Source organism: Burkholderia sp. Nafp2/4-1b (genome assembly GCF_003635165.1).
Lineage (GTDB): Bacteria > Pseudomonadota > Gammaproteobacteria > Burkholderiales > Burkholderiaceae > Burkholderia.
Genome location: NZ_ML058599.1, coordinates 145,315 through 162,641 on the forward strand (window position 1 = coordinate 145,315; position 17,327 = coordinate 162,641).

Below are 17,327 nucleotides of genomic sequence, written 5' to 3' on the forward strand. Positions count from 1 at the left end.
CATCTGGACCGGACCCGGACCCGGCCCCCTACGTGCACGCGCACGTGCACCGCACGTGCACCGCACCCGCACCCGCACCCGCACCCGCACCCGCACCCGCACCCGCACCCGCACCCGCAATACGCTCACGCGCGCTTGCGGATCGGCCGCGGCCGCGGCCGCGGTACTTGCACCGGCGCAGGCGCCGGCACCACGTCCCCCGTTTCCTGGCACAGCCTGTCGAGCATGCGTTGCGCGGCGCCAGCGCAATCCTCGCCGGCGGGCTTGTTGGCAATCTCGTCGATCAGCACTTCCAGGTGTCGCCGGTTCTGCGCGAGCCGCTGTTCGAGCAGCGCGATTTCGTCGACCTTGTGCCGCAGCGCGACCAGCAGTTCGTCGTGCGGCCACGCGCCGAGATCGGGCGGCAGCACCGCGCGGATCTCGTCGAGCGCGAAGCCCGCGCATTGCGCGCGATCGATGATCGCGAGCCGCGTCAGCGCTTCCGGCCCGTATTCCCGATAACCGTTCGCCTGACGGCGCGCCGGTTCGAGCAGGCCGCTTGCTTCGTAGAACCGGATCCGCGACGCCGCGATGCCGCTGGCGCGCGCCAACTCGCCGATTTTCATTTTGAGCTCCTCAGGGGCTTGACCTTGAAGTTGACTTTAAAGTTATGGTTGGGCATCGTCAATCGAGGATGTCCACCACCATGAACCTGTTTGCGCACCTCCCACTGCCCAATGGCGCGGTGATCCCGAACCGGCTTGCGAAGGCCGCGATGGAAGAGAACATGGCCGATGCGGATCACGCGCCGTCCGACGCGTTGCTGCGCCTGTACCAGGCGTGGGCCGACGGCGGGGTCGGCCTGATCCTGACCGGCAACGTGATGGTGGACGGTCGCGCGATGACGGGGCCGAACGGCGTCGTGCTCGACGGCGACGCCCATCTCGGACGCTTCCGGCGCTGGGCGCAGGTCGCGCGGGCGCGCGGCGCGCACGTGTGGATGCAGATCAACCATCCGGGGCGCCAGATGCAGGCGGCGCTCGGCCAGACGACGCTCGCGCCGTCGGCCGTGCCGCTCGCGCTCGGCGCGATGTCGAAGCAGTTCCCGGTGCCGAAGGAGATGACGGAAGCCGACATCGCCGACGTGCGGCAGCGCTTCGTGCGCGCCGCGCAGCTCGCCGAACTGAGCGGCTTCACCGGCGTGCAGATCCACGCGGCGCACGGTTACTTGCTGAGCCAGTTCCTGTCGCCGCTGACCAACCGCCGGCAGGACGCATGGGGCGGCAGCATCGAGCATCGCGCGAAGCTGCTGCTCGACATCGTGCGCGACGTGCGCGCGACGGTATCGCCCGCATTCGTCGTATCGGTCAAGCTGAATTCGGCCGATTTCCAGCGCGGCGGCTTCAGCGCGGACGATGCGAAGCGTGTCGTCGAATTGCTGAACCCGCTCGGCGTCGATCTCGTCGAATTGTCGGGCGGCAGCTACGAAGTGCCGGCGATGCAGGGCGAGGCGCGCGACGGACGCACGCTGGCGCGCGAAGCGTACTTCCTCGAATTCGCGCGGGACATCACGGCTGTCGCCGCGATGCCGCTGATGGTCACCGGCGGGATCCGGCGTCGCGCGGTGGCCGAGCAGGTGGTCGCGAGCGGCGTGGCGATGGTCGGCATCGCGACCGCGCTGTCGATCGATCCGAATCTGCCGCGCGACTGGCAGGCCGGCAAGGACAGCGCGCCGGCACTGCAGCCGATCCGGTGGAAGAACAAGACGCTGGGCGCGCTCGCGAACATGGCCGTCGTGAAGTTTCAGCTCGCGCGCCTGAGCGTCGGGCGGCGCACGCATCCGGGTGTGTCGCCGTTGCGCGCGCTGGTGTCGCAGCAGATGGCCGCGCAGTGCCAGACGCGGCGTTACCGGAAGTGGATGGCGGGGCGGGCGGTGCGCTAGTCGGGAAGGCCGCGCGTGGCGCGGCCTGCTGCCGGCTCAGACCGGATACGCGTCGTCGACCTTCAGGTTCGCGAGCCGGAACAGCGTGCGCAGCGTTTGCGGATGAATGTCGCGGCGCGCGGCGAGCGACGTCAGCATGAAGTCGAGGACCTTCGCGTAGCGCAGCAGCACGAGACAGCGTGCGAGGTCCGCGTTGCCGCCGCGCATGCCTTCGGCGAAGTGGACCATCTGGGTCGACAGCGAGCGCGCCATCTCCAGCTCCATCTGCTGTTTTTCCGTCCATTCCGGCTGCGGCTGTTCGAGCAGCTTCGCGAGGAAGTTCTGGAACGACGTATCGGACGAGTTGGGCAGCGCATTCATGACGAGCCTCGTTGCTTGCGCGGATCATCCGGGCGTATCCGTTGGACGGGCCCGATCCGGGTTCATGTCCGCGCCGATCGGCGGCGCGGCTGTCACTGCAATGCGAATGCAGTTTTCGTACCAGCGTCGCGATCCGATCGTCGAGCAAGATTGACGCGGCGCACGGCAGCGGTCATCCGGTCCCGCCGATACTGGCTTGCACGGAAAATCGAGGGCGGCGTCCATACGCCGCGCACGGTCGCGCTCAACTGCCACGCAGGCCCCCGACGGATGAAATGCTTCAGCGATGTAACGTAACGCCGGATTAAAAGCGGCGGCGTGTTTCGATCGACGCAGCGCCGGAAGGCCGCGGCGCAGCGGTGTCGGCGTGCCGTCGGCCTCCGGGCGGTGGCATGAGGTGCGCCGCGACGACATTTGTCTCACGCACGAAGGCCTGCCCGATGCGCCGGATGTTTCATATCCGAGACGTTTCGTGCGCGGCGATTCCGATGCATGCGCAACGTATGCCACGGGCGCGATCCAACTGGCCCAGCGAATACCGGGACAATTGTCCATGGGCACCCGCGCCGTGTTTGCGAACAATCTCCGCATCATTCCCGCGAGGTTCGACATGAGCGTCCACGCCTTCTTCTCGGCCAACCTTCTGCTGGCCTACACGGCCTACTTCGTCGGTACGGCGAGCCCCGGCCCGAGCAATCTCGCGATCATGTCCGTTGCCGCGAACCATGGCCGCAAGGCGGCGCTCGTGTTCGCGCTCGGCGTGATCTCGGGCTCGATGTTCTGGGCGACGGTGGCCGCGCTGGGCGTGTCGGCGGCGTTGCTCGCGTGGTCGAAACTGCTGGTCGCGATCAAGCTGTTCGGCGGCGCGTATCTGCTGTGGCTCGCGTTCAAGTCGGGCCGCACCGCGTGGTCGGCGAAGCCGGCCGCTACGCAGAACACGGCGTCCGAGCAACGGCTGTCGCGTTTCTATGCACGCGGCGCGATGCTGCACCTGACGAATCCGAAAGCCATCCTGGTGTGGGTGTCGATCGTCGCGCTGTCGTCGAACGGCGCGAGTGCGGCGCATGGCGCCGTCGTGCCGGGCTGCCTTGCGATCGGCTGCGTGGTGTTCGGCGGCTATGCGCTGGTGTTCTCGACGGATCGCGCGCGCCGGCTGTACGTGCGCGGCCGGCGCGCGATGGACGCGTGTCTCGCGATCGTGTTCGGTGTGGCGGGGATCCGGTTGCTGGCGTCGAACGTGTGAACGGGCCACCCGTGCTGCTCTGAACAAGCGATCCGCCACGCGAACACGCGGCGGATCGTTCATCGCAGCGCCGTTGCTGCTGCGCGTCAGTGCTTCAGAAAATGAAGCCCGTGTTGATGAACTTCGAGTGGTGGTCCGACACGATCGTATCGAGCAGTTGCTTGCTGCTGTCGGTCTGCTTCGCCGCGACCATCGACCGGATCGAGAACGCGCGCAGCGCGTCGGTCACCGACAGCGTGCCTTCCGCCGAATCCTTGCGCCCGGCGAACGGGAACACGTCCGGCCCGCGCTGGCACTGGCAGTTGATGTTCACGCGGCACACCTGGTTCACGAGCGGATCGACGAGCGCGCCGATCTGCGCCGGATCCGAGCCGAAGATGCTGACCTGCTGGCCGTGGTCGGACGTCGTCACGTAGTCGAGCGCGGTTTCGACGTCGTCGAACGGCGCGACCGGAATGATCGGCCCGAACTGCTCCTCGCGATACAGCTTCATCCCTTCGGACACCGGATAGACGACGGCCGGGTAGAACAGCGTCTTGCTGAACTCGCCGCCCTGATGGTTGACGACCTGCGCGCCCCGCGCCTTCGCGTCGTCGATCGCGTCGGTCATGTAGGCGGTGCGATGCATGCCCGGAAGCGGCGTGATGCTCACGCCTTTTTCCCACGGCATGCCGATCTTCAACTGCTCGAGCGCGGCGGTGAAGCGCTTGAGGAACTCGTCGACGATCGTGCGGTGCACGAGCAGCATCTTCAGCGCGGTACAGCGCTGGCCGTTGAACGACAGTGCACCGAGCAGGCACTCCTTCACGGTGAGGTCGAGATCGGCGTCGGGCAGCACGATCGCCGCGTTCTTCGCGTCGAGGCCGAGGATCGCGCGCAGCCGGTGCGATTTCGGATGCTGCTTCTTCAAGTGATCGGCGACCTTGCTCGACCCGATCAGCGCGAGCACGTTGATCTTGCCCGATGCGAGCATGTGCGGCACGACCACCGCGCCCGGCGCATAGATCGTGTTGATCACGCCCTTCGGGAACGCGTCGCGGAACGCCTCGAGCAGCGGCTCGAACAGCAGCGTGCCGTACTGAGGCGGTTTGAATACCACGGTGTTGCCCATCAGCAGCGCGGGGATCAGCGTCGCGAAGGTTTCGTTCAGCGGATAGTTGTACGGCCCCATGCACAGCACGACGCCGAGCGGCGTGCGGCGGATCTGGCCGATCGTGCCTTCCGCGATCACGAAGCGCGAGTTCGCGTTGTCGAGTTCCTTCAGCGCATCGATCGTCTGCGTCATGTACGTGACGGTGCGGTCGAACTCCTTCTGCGAATCGGCGAGGCTCTTGCCGATCTCCCACATGATCAGGTTCACGACCAGCTCGCGCTGCGCGACCATCCGCCTGATGAAGTCCTGCATGCACGCGATGCGCTGCTCGACCTTCATCGTCGGCCACTCGCCGCGGCCCGAGTCGTACGCGCGCACCGCGGCGTCGAGCGCCGCGTCGCTTTCCGTCTCGCCCATCACCGGATAGCTGCCGATCTCCATCTGCGCGACGCTGCCGTCCGGCTGGCGCACGCACACCGGCGACAGCACGGTCTTGGTCGTGCCGTCCCACGGGCGCAACTCGCCGTCGACCAGCGACACGCGCTGGTGAATGGGCGCGGCGAGCCGGAACTCGGCGGGGATGTCTTGATAGGCGGGAAACAGCTGCTGCAGGGAGGCGGAATCGGGCATGACGGTCTCGTTTGACAGGTGTCCGGGAAGGGACGGGCGATGCGGAATCCTGAGCTGAAGGTTCGTCGATCCTGAATCGCCATCATGACGCGCGGACGGCGAAGCGTCACGCAACCGGGTGGCCGATATGCAGGATGGAACCAGTTCCATTAAAAAGGAACGCCGCGCCGATTGCAAGATTTGCCGGACGTGATCGCCTTCCGTGTAAGAAAGTAGAAAGACTGTGTCCGAATGCCGGGAATACGCCGGTCAGGGGCTGCGCAAACGTTTCACTTTGCCTGGTTTGAGCGGATAATGGCTCGGCGCGGCGAAGTTAAAAATACCGCTGAACCTGAGAGAACATACGTCGTGAAGAACGGAAAGAAGGTCCGCCGCGCTGCCGATGCGAGGTCGGCTGCCCGGAGCGCCGGGTCGGGGTTGCCCGCCCGGCGCGCACCGGACTCTCCATGAGCCGGCGCGCTCACTCGACGTCTTCGTCATCCTCCGCATCGATGTCATCGCCCTCCCTGTCCTGCCCCGGCGCTGCATACGCGCTCGCCTGTTCCAGCAACCACGCACGAAACGACTCCAGCGGCTTGCTGTGGCTGAACTCCGTCGGATACACGAGGTAGTACGCGGAATCGCCGACCGTCGCCGCGTCGCACGGCACGACAAGGCCGAGCTGCTGCAGTTGTTCCTCGACGAAGAACTTCGGCACCAGCGCGATCCCGAGGCCGGCCGCGGCCGCGCTGATCAGCATCGTGTGCAGCTCGTAGCGCACGCCCTGCATCGTGCGGATGTCCTCGACGCCGTGCGTCTCGAACCATTGCGCCCACGCGCCCGGCCGCGTGGTGGAGTGCAGCAGCGGATACGCGAGCAGATCCTCGACGCGCTCGACGGGCCCGTTCAGCAGCGCAGGCGAGCAGATCGGCACGACTTCCTCGCCGAACAGATAGTCGGACGACGTGCCGGGCCAGGTCGGCTTGCCGTAGTGGATCGCGGCCTCGAAGTGCGTGTCCTCGAACGAGAACAGGTCGGTGCGGCTGCCCATGTTCACGCGCACGTCCGGCGTGCGGTCGTAGAAGCTCTTGATGCGCGGGATCAGCCAGTGCGACGCGAAGGTCGGCAGCACCGCCAGCTCCAGATAGCCGCCGCCGCTGCCATGCGCGATGATCGACAGCGTGTCGCGGTCGAGCGCCTCGAGCGCGCGCCGCACCTGTGTGCCGTACAGCTTGCCGGCGCGCGTCAGCACGACGCGCTGCTTCACGCGCGCGAACAGCCGCACGCCGAGGCTCGCTTCCAGCGTCGCGATCTGCCGCGACACCGCGCTTTCGGTCAGGAACAGCTCCTTGGCCGCGTGCGTGAAGCTCTCGTGGCGCGCCGCGGCTTCGAAGGCCACGAGCGCACCCATGTTGGGGATCTTGAATTTGCGCATGATGCTCGTATCGTCTGACGAACGCACCCGCGCGAAGCGGGCCGGCGGGCGGGTGCGGTGAACGTGAATAATTCCAAAAACTCATCACGTATCAATTTAATCTCGCTTTACGCCCCGCTGCAACCCTTTGAATAATGCATCCCACGCAAGGCCAGGCGCGCCCGCTGTGGCGGCCGGCCGATCGAATTGCCGGCACGTTTGCCGGCGCTGCCCCCGACACGAGAATCCTGATGCGCAATCCGAATATCGAGAGCTTGCTGACGAAGCTGCTGGGACAGGCGAAAACCGACGCCCTGTTCGCGACCCTGAACATGCCGGCCATCCTCGACGAATGGGAAACCGACGTCGTCACGCGCGCGGAAATCGCGCAGGCGATGAACATGGCGCTGTTCGAAGGGCTGCTCGAACGGTCGGCGAACGGCCGCGCGTACACGGCCGACGCGATCGAGAACGGCGGGTCGGTGTACTTCGACCACGGCGCGCTGCGCACGGTGCGCTGGCCGCACACGGGCGCGCTGCCGCCGGGCGAGGCCGCGTTCACGCGGATCCTGCGTCCGCTCGGCTTCCGCCTGAACGGCCGTTATCCGCTCGACAAGCTCGGCATGACCGGCCGCGCGTATGCGCATGAAGACGCACCGGACGAGATCGCGCAGTTCTTCGTCAGCGAACTGCATCCGGAGCGCTTCTCGAAGGAATTCCAGCAGGCCGTGACGAACGTCGTGAGCTCGTCGCGCGATCCGCTGTCGCCGGCGGCCGTCGCGCTGCTGTGGGAAATCGAGCGCGAAGGCTGGCTGTCGCTCGACGCCGCGCATGCGCTGCTGCCCGAGATCGTTGGCGCATTCGCGCGCCAGCACGACGTGCCGACCGAGCTCGACTACGAGACGCTGCTGCTCGAATCGGCCGAGATGGCGTGGATCGCGACCGAAGGCAACGCGTTCAACCATGCGACCGATCGCGTGGTTGACGTGTTCAAGCTGTCCGACGACGAAAAGGCGAAGGGCCGGCCGATGAAGCCGGAAGTCGAGCGCTCGCGCTCGGGCCGCGTGTTCCAGACCGCGTACCGCGCGGACATCGTCGAGCGCGAATTCCGCACGCGCGACGGCGGCACGGTGAAGCGCAACGTGCCGGGCTCCTTCTACGAGTTCATCACGCGCCGTCGCACGTTCGATCAGACGACACGCCGCTGGGTGACGGACCTGCGGTTCGATGCGGGCAACGCGCAGGGCATCTTCAAGATGACGGCGAACGCGGCGAAGTAACGCGCGGCGCACCAACGAAGAAAAACGGGCCGATGGCTGAAACCAGCCATCGGCCCGTTTGCGCTGAGTAGTCGGCGCGATCGTCAGAACACGTGCATGATCAGATAGATCAACACCAGCACGCCGATCGGTACGCCGAGTACCCATGCAAGCAGATACTTGCCCATGTCGTTGTCCTCCGCGTGGCCCGCGACGCGGGATGCGTCGCGGCGGGGTGAGACGACCGGTACGTTACAGCTCGCGATCGAAGTCCTTCAGTTGGCGCTCGGCCTCGTCACGCGCGATCCCGTAGCGCTCCTGAATCCTGCCGACCAGGTAGTCGCGGTTGCCCTCGGCGACTGCCAGATCGTCGTCGGTGAGCTTGCCCCACTTGGTCTTCAGCTTGCCCGTCAACTGCTTCCATTGACCCTTGATCTTGTCCTCGTTCATCGCATGCTCCTGTCCTTGGGTGAGAAAAGTGCGGCGCTCGGCCGCGTAGCGGCTCAGGCCTTCGCCTTCAGGCCGGATGAGTCGACGTGCTTCACGCCCTTGATCGAGCGCGTCACGGCGACGGCCTTCTTCACGGCGACCCTCGACGGCAGTACGCCCGTCAGCGTGACGACACCGTCGACCGTCTTCACGTCGATGTCGGTGCTCTTCACGCCTTTGGTCGTCGCGAGTTCGCTCTTCACCTTGGTCGTGATCCACGTGTCGGTCACGGGTTGGTCCGATCCGTGCGTCATCGTGCTCTCGCTCGACGACGCCGATTGTGTCTGGGCCTGTGCGTTCGTCAGCGGCGCGGCGGCGAGCAGGAAGGTCGCGCTGACGGCGAGCAGCTTCGAAAGGTGCGAGATCTTGTTCATTGATGTTCTCCTTCGATTGGCTTGATGAATGGATGAAACCTGGGATGTGAAGCAGTTCGCGTTCCCGCCACGTCAACGTGCGATTGGCGTGTCGTAGCCGGGCTCGCGCGGCGGCATGTCGGGGCGGGGTACGTCGGGCGGCAGCGGCACGGGGGGATCGGTGCCGGGCGCCGGTTCGGGCGGATTGTCCGGAGCCGGCTCGGGCCGCGTCGGATCGGGTGTCTGATCGAGCTTCATCAGGTGGTCCTCCTCTGCGGTATGGAAGGGCAGCGCGTGAGCGCCGATGCAGTACCAGCGTACCGGCGCGAACGCACGCGGACATCGCGCAAATTCACCGGATTGCCTAGTGCGTTTGCACGGGGACGGAACGACAGAGCGGGAACGGGAAATGCGTCGGGACCCGCGCAACGCGCGACGGCAGGCGCGCGTGCCGCGCTGCGCGGCGCTCGGCGGGATAGCGCACGCAGCGGGCGCGGCGCGCGAATGTACTATCGCGCATGGTGCACATAGTGCAATTCGCGCCTGTCGAGCGCAGCGACGGCACGCGATCATCGCGGCGGGAGCCGCCGACACAGGCTGGCAGCGCGGGCGCGAAACGGCCAACCCGGCAACCCCCTGTTGACCACGTGGACTCCACTCAATGGACGAACGAGTAAACGAACTGGTGCTCAAGTCGCATACCGACCGGCGCCAGCTGCATCAGATCATCGCGGGGCTCACCGAGGGCGTGATCCTGATCGAGCCCGACCAGCGCATCGTGTGGGCGAACGAGGCCGCGCTCGCGATGCACGGCGTGACCGAGCTCGAGGCGCTCGGCGCGGACGTCACCGAGTATCGCGAGCGCTTCCGCCTGCGCTATCGGAACAACCGCCCGGTGCGCGACGGCCACTATCCGATGGACCGCGTGATCGCCGGCGAAGAGTTCAGCGACGTGACGGTCGAAGTCGAATCGGCCGCCGACGAGAACGTGAGCTGGGTCCATCGGATCCGCAGCCTCGTGCTGACGAACGCGGCCGGCGAGCCGGACTGCCTCGCGCTCGTGCTGCACGACGCGACCGAATGGGCGAGCGCCGAGGACCGCTTCGAGCGCACCTTCAACGCGAACCCGGCGCCGGCCGTGATCTGCCGGCTCGACGACCTGCGCTACGTGAAGGTCAATCAAGGCTTCCTCGACATGACCGGCCACGCGCGCGACGGCGTGCTCGGCCGCTCCGTGTATGAGATCGACGTGCTCGAACAGGCCGACCGGCGCGAACTCGCGATCGAGCGGCTCGGCGAGGGCATGACGATCCCGCAGATGGAGGCTGTGCTCAAGCGCGCGGACGGCGGCACGAACGCGGTGGTCGTCGCCGGACAGCCGATCGACATGAACGGCGAAGCGTGCATGCTGTTCACCTTCATGGATCTCGAGCCGCGCAAGCAGGCGGAACTCGCGCTGCGGCAGAGCGAGGAGTGCTTCGCGAAGGCGTTCCGGATGGCGCCGGTCCCGACCGCGATCGTCACTGCCGGCGGTTTCGAACTGCTCGACGTGAACGACGCGTTCGTCGCGATGGCCGGCCATCCGCGCGACGCGCTGCTCGGCAAGTCCGCGGACGAGATCGGCTTGTGGGCCGAGCGCGGCGCGCGCCAGCGCATCGACAGCGAGCTCGCGCGCGACGGCAACGTGCGCAACGCGGACGTGCAGATCCGCACGCACGACGGCGACGTGCGCGATTGCGTGATGTCGGCCGAGCCGGTCGCGATCCACGGGCAGGATTGCCTGCTGATAGCGCTGCTCGACATCAGCGACCGCAAGCGCACCGAGATGGAACTCGTCTACGCGATCGAGACCGCGATGCAGGATGCGTCATGGTTCAGCCGCACGCTGATCGAAAAGCTGGCGAACGTGCGGCGTGCGAATGCGCCGGATGCGGGCGCGCAGCTGTCGGATCTCACCGCGCGCGAACGCGACGTGTTCGACCTCCTGTGCCACGGTCTCGCCGACAAGGAGATCGCCGGGCGCCTCGGGCTCGCGCCGAACACGGTCCGCAATCACGTCGCGACGATCTACGCGAAGCTCGACGTGCATAGCCGCGGCGAGGCGATCGTGTGGGCGCGCGAGCGCGGGATCGTCGGCGCGGCCGAAGCGAGCGGCGCGCGCGGCGAGAAGGGCACGGACAAAGGCCCCGACACGGGCGGCGCGAACGACGAGGACTGACGCTGACGCCGGATTCCGGCGATCGGTGCGAATGCACCATGCCGGCTGGTGCATCCGCATCTGCCGCCCGCGGCGCGCGCCTGCGATCCTGTCCCCTCGGCGGTGCGGCGCACGCTGCCGTCCCGTCGGCTCTCTCCCCAACTCATCGCAGGAGACGACCATGGACAGGAATCGTATCGAAGGCAAGCTCAAACAAGTGAAAGGTTCGGTCAAGGAAGCACTCGGCAAGGTGACGGGCGACCGTGCGACGGAAGCGGAAGGTGTGGCGGAACAGCAGGCCGGCAAGCTGCAGGAGAAGGCCGGCGAGGCGGCCGATGCAGTGCGCCACCATACTGGGCCCGACACTCATATCGATCCCCGGGACCGTCATTGACCGCGATTGACTGCCCGCGCGCGATGCGCTGCATCGCACGGCGATGATGCTCGATCGGCATTACCGGGCCCAGGGCGGGGGCCCCGGCACTCGTCCGCATCGCGCCTGAGATTTCGCCCTTCCGGCCCGCCGTCGCGCGGGCCGATCCCCTCCGCAGTATCGGCACTTGATGACAATTCCTCACTACATAGTTCCGATATTTCGTTTGCTGCACGCGTATTGGCTACCCACAATCGGTTCACCTCTTTCGCGCTGACAGGTTCCCCGGAGACGGAGCCGCGGTGATCGACCGGCAGGCGTCGCGCATGCGCGATGCCCCGGCGATGGAAAAATCCACCGGCACGCGGGAGGTCGCCGGCGCGCGATGGTCGCGCGTCGCATTCCGACCCACAGAAGAAGGATTGGCCGATGACGTTCCGCATTCGCTCGCTTTCCGGCATGGCGCTGACCGCCGCGATCTTCGCGTTCCAGACGGGCGCGGTTCACGCGCAGGAGACGGTCGTCAAGGTCGGCGTCGCCGTGCCGCTCACCGGCGGCGGTGCCGCGTACGGCAAGGACATCGAGAACGGCGTGCGCATGGCCGTCGACGAGGCGAACGCCGCGCACACGACGATCGGCGGCAAGCCGGTGAAATTCGTCGTCGCGTCGCAGGACGACCAGAGCGATCCGCGCATCGGCGTGCAGGCCGCGCAGCAGCTGACCGACGCGCAGGTGGCCGTCGTGGTCGGCCACTTCAACTCGGGCACGACGCTGCCCGCATCGAAGATCTACGCGAAGGCCGGCATTCCGATGATCACGCCGTCGGCGACCAATCCGGACATCACGCGCGCCGGGCTCGGCACCGTGTACCGCGTGATCGCGACCGACGCGCAGAACGCCGGCAATGCCGGTGCGTATGCGGCGAGCGTGACCAAGGCGAAGCGCATCGCGATCATCGACGACCGCACCGCGTTCGGGCAGGGCGAAGCCGACGAGTTCGAGAAGGCCGCGAAGGCGAACGGCGGCACGATCGTCGCGCGCGAATTCACCAACGACAAGGCCGTCGATTTCAGCGCGCAACTCACGAAGATCAAGAGCACCAACGCCGACCTCGTGTTCTTCGGCGGCCTCGACGCGCAGTCTGCAATGCTCGTCAAGCGCATGCGCCAGCTCGGCATCCGCGCGCAGTTTCTGGCCGGCGGCGGCGTGATGAACGCGAACTTCATCAGGCTCGCCGGCGGCGCCGCCGAAGGCGCGGCCGTGTGGGAATACGGGCAGCCGCTCGCGCGTCTCGCGAAGGGCAAGCAGTTCGAGACGAAATTCAAGCAGAAGTACGGCGTCGACATGCTCGCGTATGCGCCGTTCGCGTACGACGCGACGTGGATCGCGATCAACGCGATGCAGAAGGCAAACTCGACGAAGCCGGCCGATTTCAACGGCGCGCTGAAGAGCACGCGCTACGACGGCATCACCGGCACGATCGCGTTCACGAACACGGGCGACCTGAAGAACCCGAGCTCGACGCTGTATGAAGTGAAGAACGCCGCGTGGCAGCCCGTCACCACGCAAACGGCGGACTGAATACCCGAATTACCCGAACGCGCGCGGACTATCGCGGCGAGCCCGGACGTGCTGAAATAGCCGAAGCGATCGAATGCGATCGCGGCGCACGTCGGGGCGCTTCGCCGGTTGGCGATGGTCTGCCGCGCACGGCGCCGCGCGCGACGCGGCACGAACAACCTTCGGGCACGGCCGGCTGGCCGCGCCTTTCACGTGCAACTGGAGTCAGTCGTGAGTTCTCAAGTCGTCATCGTCGGCGGTGGTGTGATCGGCAGCTCGATCGCCTATTTCCTGCGTGCCACCGATCCGACGGTTTCCGTGACCGTCATCGAACGCGATCCCACCTATGCGAAGTCGTCGTCGGCGCTGTCGGCCGCATCGATTCGCCAGCAGTTCTCGACGCCGCTGTCGATCGAGATGTCGCTGTTCGGGATCGAGTTCCTGCGCAATATCGGCGAGCGGCTCGAAGTCGACGGCACGCGGCCATCGATCGATCTGCATGAAGGCGGTTACCTGTTCCTCGCGACGCCGGCCGGCGATGCGACGCTGCGCGAGAACCATGCGCTGCAGACCAAGCTCGGCGCCGATATTCGCTTGATGGATCGCGATGCGCTGCGCGCGAAGTTTCCGTGGCTGAACGTCGACGATCTCGTGTCGGGCGCGTACGGCGTGAGCGGCGAAGGGTGGTTCGACGGTTACGGGCTCGTGCAGGCATTGCGCAAGAAGGCGCAGGCGCTCGGCGCGCGCTACGTGCCGGCCGACGTGACCGGCGTCGTGCGCGACGGTCGCAAAATCACCCATGTGGCGACGAGCGACGGTGAGCGCTACGCATGCGACACGCTCGTCAATGCGGCAGGTGCGTGGACGCGCACGCTGTCGTCGATGATGGGCATCGACATTCCCGTGTATGCGCGACGCCGCAGCATCTTCAACGTGTCGTCGCCGGCGAAGCTTACCGATTGTCCGCTGCTGATCGATCCGACCGGCGTGTATTTCCGGCCGGAAGGGCGCACGTATATCTGCGGGACGTCGCCGAGCCCCGATCGCGATCCCGACGACCTGCCGCTCGACGAGGTCGATCACGACCTGTTCGACGAAGTGATCTGGCCGACGCTCGCGAATCGCGTGCCGGAGTTCGAGGCGCTGCGCGTGGAGAACTGCTGGTCCGGGTACTACGAGTACAACGTGTTCGATCACAACGCGATCATCGGATATCACCCCGAGCTCGACAACGTCGTGTTCGCGAACGGGTATAGCGGGCACGGGCTGCAGCAAGGGCCCGCGACCGGGCGTGGAGTGAGTGAACTGATTCTGGGCGGGCGGTATGAATCGCTCGACCTGTCGTCGCTCGGCTGGGAGCGTGTGCTGGAAAACCGGCCGATCGTCGAAAAGAACGTCGTGTAGCGCGGCGTGACCGCCCGGTTGTGCGCTGGGCGGGATTCTCCTTGTGTTCTCAATCTGGTTGGCCCGGCTTTGCCGGGCTTTTTTTGTTTGTTGGGGGCGGGAGGGTCGGCGGCCTTCGGACAACAGTGGCCGTCCGGTCGTGGAGTAGTATTCCCCGATGTCCAAGTCATTGCTCGGCCGCTACGATGCACAGTCAAGCCATCCGCGAGGGCCGCCAGTTCGTTAGACGGTTTGGACGCTGATTCAAGGATCCGTGCGGCGCCGGCCGTGACGACGGCATTGATGGGAATGCATCATGTCAACCCAGTGGAAGCACCGCGTCAGACTGTTTGTCCAGCGTTTCTGGCAGCCGACCAGTGCATGCATGACGTGCATGCCGGGGAGCTGGGGAAACATCATGAGCGTTGCCCACTGGACCATTGCATTTCAGACAGGGCTGCTCACCGCACTCCTGGCTGTACTTCTGACTTTCACGCCCGCGGCGAAACTCTACGCGCATCGATACGGCAATGCGTTGATCGTCGGCGTCCTGACAACGTTGGGCGACGCGTACTCACACACGAGTCACTACCGTATCCCCTATGTCGAACACTTCGTGACGGGGGCGATTTCAGGTCTCTTGACCCTCGCGGCTTCATATCTGCTCGAAGACCGCGCGCGACGCGTTCGCGCGGTATGGGCTCGGGTTTTTGGGTAGCGTATCCGCTAACTTTCTGAACTGCTGTCATTCGAAGGTCGGCGATAGCTCGGAACCAGACGGACGAAGCCCGCTATATCTCGCGCGACATTAGCGGCTGTACGCGCGTTGCCGGATGGCATCGAAGTCTGCCGGCGAGCGATGCAGATCGAGACGGCGGCCCGCTTTGACGATCTGACTCGGGATATCGTGGCCGATGAGCGCCGGCAAGCGCCGCGCGGCATTGATGAGACCGGCGAGATCAATTGCCGTGTCGTAACCCATGAGTTCGAGGCCGTGGACGATCTCTTCGGTGCACACGTTGCCAGTCGCGCCAGGTGCGTAAGGACAACCGCCGATGCCCCCGAGAGATGCATCAAAACGATCGGCACCGGCGTCGATGGCGGCTATCACGTTCGCGAACCCAAGACCGCGCGTGTTGTGAAAGTGCAGCGTCAGTTCCGTGTTGGGCCATCGCTCGCGGAAGGCTTTCGTCAGAGATGCGACTTGCGTCGGATAAGCCATGCCGGTCGTGTCGCATAGCGTGATGCCGCGCGCACCGATATCGTCGACGAATGCGCTGCACCGGTCCATCACCACATTCTCGGATACGTCGCCTTCCATCGGACAGCCGAACGTGCAGGATAGTGAAATATTGACGGGCACGCCCGCGTTATGAGCGATCGAGGCCACCGCGGAGAGCGCACTGAACGATTGCTTGCGCGTCATCCTCAGGTTGGAGAGATTGTGCGTCTCGCTGGCGGACATGACGAGGTTCAGTTCGTCCGCCCGCGCGTCGATTGCACGCTCGGCCCCGCGCACGTTCGGCACCAGCGCGCTGTACACGACGCCGGCGCGGCGTTCGATGCCGCGCAGCACGGCTTCTGCGTCGCTCAAAGCGGGGATTACCTTGGGCGAGACGAAGGCGGTGACTTCAATCTTGGCAATGCCGGAATCCGACAACGCGTCGACCAGCGCGATCTTGTCCTCGGTCGCGACGAAGGCCGATTCCGCCTGGAGACCGTCGCGCGTGCCCACTTCCTGCATATGGATGCGCCGTCCGGCGCCGTTCCAGAGAGTCATGCGACCACCTTTCGGCCGCGCAAGGCGGCGATGTCTTGCGTCGAATAGCCGAGTTCCTGCAGCACTTCGTCGGTGTCGTCGCCGAGACCCGGAGCCGAATTGCGGACCGTGCCCGGCGTGCCCATCAATTTAGGCACCACGCCGGGCACCTCCAGTTCGTAACCGTCGCGCGTGGTCTGCGAGAGGATCATGTTTCGCGCTCGATAATGAGGGTCTTCGGCGATGTCCTTTGCCGTGTAGACCTTGCCCGCAGGCACGCCCGCAGCGCCGAGGACGTCCAGCACCTGCTGCACGGATTGCATCAACGTCCACGCCTCGATCGCCTGATCGAGTTCGCCTGCCCGCGCGACACGTCCCGCGTTGTCGGCGAGATCGGGTGCATTGCCGAGATCGTCGCGTCCGATGGTCTGCATCAGGCGTTTGAAGATGCTATCGCCGTTTCCGGCGATCAATACGAAGCCATCCGTACACCGATAGGCGTTCGATGGCGCGATTCCCGGCAGCGCGCTTCCGGCGGCTTCGCGGGCTACGCCGAACGCGCTGTACTCGGGAATCAGGCTCTCCATCACGTTGAACACGGCCTCGTTCAACGCGACATCGATGACTTGCCCCAGCCCCCCGTTCACCTTGCGATGGTAAAGCGCCGTCAGAATTCCAATGGTGCCGTGCAGTGCCGCGAGCGTGTCGCCGATGGAAACTCCGCAACGCACCGGCACGCGGCCCGGTTCGCCGGTCACGTGACGCAGCCCGCCCATCGCCTCGCCGATGGCGCCGAAGCCCGGCAAATCGCGATACGGCCCGGTCTGCCCATAACCGGAGATGCGCAGCATCACGAGTCCGGGATTGACGCGGGACAGTTCCTCCCACCCCAAGCCCCATCTTTCGAGCGTGCCCGGGCGGAAATTCTCGATCAGCACATCGGCCTCGGCGATCAGCTTGCGGGCGATGTCCTGCCCCTCGACGCTGCGCAAGTCCAGCGCGATGGACCGCTTGTTGCGCGACTGCACCTGCCACCAGACAGATGTGCCGTCCTTGAGCAGACGCCAGTTGCGCAACGGATCACCGCTGCCGGGCGCTTCGATCTTGATCACATCGGCGCCGAATTCACCGAGCGTCTTGCCGGCGAACGGGCCCGCAATCAGTTGCCCCATCTCGACGACGCGCAGCCCTTGCAGCGCGGCGGCGGCTATGTCGTGGTTCATCATCGTGCTCCTTCGAATGACGCGTGCAGGCGGGACAGTGCGTCGGTTGTGTCGTTCATTCCAAAGTCCGTATTGATTCGGCGATGAGCTG

At 65.9% G+C, this 17,327-nt stretch carries 18 protein-coding genes; 8 read left to right on the top strand and 10 right to left on the bottom strand.

Annotated elements, in window-relative coordinates; translation table 11 throughout:
* Positions 1–125: 125 nt before the first annotated feature.
* Positions 126–605 carry a MerR family transcriptional regulator gene (locus tag C7H84_RS07175; RefSeq protein ID WP_121858147.1) on the bottom strand — a complete coding sequence of 160 codons (480 nt, stop codon included), beginning with the start codon at positions 603–605 and terminating at the stop codon, positions 126–128.
* A gap of 80 nt (positions 606–685) precedes the next feature.
* Here C7H84_RS07175 and C7H84_RS07180 point away from each other — a divergent pair, with 80 nt between their 5' ends.
* The gene (locus C7H84_RS07180; protein WP_121858148.1) at positions 686–1,921 is read left to right on the top strand and encodes an NADH:flavin oxidoreductase/NADH oxidase family protein; all 1,236 of its coding nucleotides are present in this window, start codon (positions 686–688) and stop codon (positions 1,919–1,921) included.
* A 36-nt stretch (positions 1,922–1,957) separates the two neighbouring features.
* Here the strand turns inward: C7H84_RS07180 and C7H84_RS07185 are convergent, their stop codons facing one another.
* Together C7H84_RS07185 and C7H84_RS36265 are read right to left on the bottom strand one after the other, a co-directional pair.
* Positions 1,958–2,281 carry a DNA-binding protein gene (locus C7H84_RS07185; protein ID WP_121858149.1) on the bottom strand — a complete coding sequence of 108 codons (324 nt, stop codon included), beginning with the start codon at positions 2,279–2,281 and terminating at the stop codon, positions 1,958–1,960.
* Positions 2,282–2,305: 24 nt separating this feature from the next.
* Positions 2,306–2,893 carry a hypothetical protein gene (locus C7H84_RS36265; protein WP_162999228.1) on the bottom strand — a complete coding sequence of 196 codons (588 nt, stop codon included), beginning with the start codon at positions 2,891–2,893 and terminating at the stop codon, positions 2,306–2,308.
* On the opposite strand from C7H84_RS36265, the gene C7H84_RS07190 reads away from it, so the two are divergent.
* Positions 2,892–3,524, top strand: a complete 633-nt coding sequence (locus C7H84_RS07190; RefSeq protein WP_121858296.1) for a LysE family translocator — start codon at positions 2,892–2,894, stop codon at positions 3,522–3,524. The two genes, C7H84_RS36265 and C7H84_RS07190, sit on opposite strands and share 2 nt — an antisense overlap.
* 94 nt (positions 3,525–3,618) lie before the next feature.
* On the opposite strand, the gene C7H84_RS07195 is transcribed toward C7H84_RS07190, so the two are convergent.
* Both C7H84_RS07195 and C7H84_RS07200 read right to left on the bottom strand, forming a co-directional pair.
* A complete protein-coding gene (locus C7H84_RS07195; protein ID WP_121858150.1) occupies positions 3,619–5,247 on the bottom strand; it encodes an NADP-dependent glyceraldehyde-3-phosphate dehydrogenase in 1,629 nt (542 codons plus the stop codon).
* Between the two features lie 460 nt (positions 5,248–5,707).
* Positions 5,708–6,661, bottom strand: coding sequence for a LysR family transcriptional regulator (locus C7H84_RS07200; protein ID WP_121858151.1), 954 nt, complete (start codon positions 6,659–6,661; stop codon positions 5,708–5,710).
* Positions 6,662–6,891: 230 nt separating this feature from the next.
* Here C7H84_RS07200 and C7H84_RS07205 point away from each other — a divergent pair, with 230 nt between their 5' ends.
* The gene (locus tag C7H84_RS07205; RefSeq protein WP_121858297.1) at positions 6,892–7,920 is read left to right on the top strand and encodes a DUF1338 domain-containing protein; all 1,029 of its coding nucleotides are present in this window, start codon (positions 6,892–6,894) and stop codon (positions 7,918–7,920) included.
* Positions 7,921–8,151: 231 nt separating this feature from the next.
* Here C7H84_RS07205 and C7H84_RS07210 read toward each other — a convergent pair whose 3' ends face one another.
* From C7H84_RS07210 to C7H84_RS36270, 3 genes are all read right to left on the bottom strand, one after another.
* On the bottom strand, positions 8,152–8,349 hold the full coding sequence (locus C7H84_RS07210; protein ID WP_121858152.1) for a CsbD family protein: 198 nt from the start codon (positions 8,347–8,349) through the stop codon (positions 8,152–8,154).
* 53 nt (positions 8,350–8,402) lie between these two features.
* Complete coding sequence (locus tag C7H84_RS07215) at positions 8,403–8,762, bottom strand: BON domain-containing protein (RefSeq protein WP_121858153.1); 360 nt, start codon at positions 8,760–8,762, stop codon at positions 8,403–8,405.
* 72 nt (positions 8,763–8,834) lie between these two features.
* On the bottom strand, positions 8,835–8,999 hold the full coding sequence (locus C7H84_RS36270; protein WP_162999229.1) for a hypothetical protein: 165 nt from the start codon (positions 8,997–8,999) through the stop codon (positions 8,835–8,837).
* Positions 9,000–9,402: 403 nt separating this feature from the next.
* On the opposite strand from C7H84_RS36270, the gene C7H84_RS07220 reads away from it, so the two are divergent.
* From C7H84_RS07220 to C7H84_RS07245, 5 genes are all read left to right on the top strand, one after another.
* Positions 9,403–10,959 carry a helix-turn-helix transcriptional regulator gene (locus C7H84_RS07220; protein ID WP_121858154.1) on the top strand — a complete coding sequence of 519 codons (1,557 nt, stop codon included), beginning with the start codon at positions 9,403–9,405 and terminating at the stop codon, positions 10,957–10,959.
* A gap of 160 nt (positions 10,960–11,119) precedes the next feature.
* A complete protein-coding gene (locus tag C7H84_RS07225; RefSeq protein WP_121858155.1) occupies positions 11,120–11,332 on the top strand; it encodes a CsbD family protein in 213 nt (70 codons plus the stop codon).
* A gap of 408 nt (positions 11,333–11,740) precedes the next feature.
* On the top strand, positions 11,741–12,892 hold the full coding sequence (locus C7H84_RS07235) for a branched-chain amino acid ABC transporter substrate-binding protein (protein WP_121858157.1): 1,152 nt from the start codon (positions 11,741–11,743) through the stop codon (positions 12,890–12,892).
* A 210-nt stretch (positions 12,893–13,102) separates the two neighbouring features.
* Positions 13,103–14,275: an FAD-binding oxidoreductase gene (locus C7H84_RS07240; protein ID WP_121858158.1), complete on the top strand. Its 1,173-nt coding sequence runs from the start codon at positions 13,103–13,105 to the stop codon at positions 14,273–14,275.
* A 295-nt stretch (positions 14,276–14,570) separates the two neighbouring features.
* The gene (locus C7H84_RS07245; protein ID WP_121858159.1) at positions 14,571–14,972 is read left to right on the top strand and encodes a hypothetical protein; all 402 of its coding nucleotides are present in this window, start codon (positions 14,571–14,573) and stop codon (positions 14,970–14,972) included.
* 90 nt (positions 14,973–15,062) lie between these two features.
* On the opposite strand, the gene C7H84_RS07250 is transcribed toward C7H84_RS07245, so the two are convergent.
* Both C7H84_RS07250 and C7H84_RS07255 read right to left on the bottom strand, forming a co-directional pair.
* A complete protein-coding gene (locus C7H84_RS07250; protein WP_121858160.1) occupies positions 15,063–16,034 on the bottom strand; it encodes a hydroxymethylglutaryl-CoA lyase in 972 nt (323 codons plus the stop codon).
* Positions 16,031–17,239, bottom strand: a complete 1,209-nt coding sequence (locus C7H84_RS07255; RefSeq protein ID WP_240461993.1) for a CoA transferase — start codon at positions 17,237–17,239, stop codon at positions 16,031–16,033. Before C7H84_RS07255 ends, C7H84_RS07250 begins: the two co-directional genes overlap by 4 nt.
* Positions 17,240–17,327 lie beyond the last annotated feature (88 nt).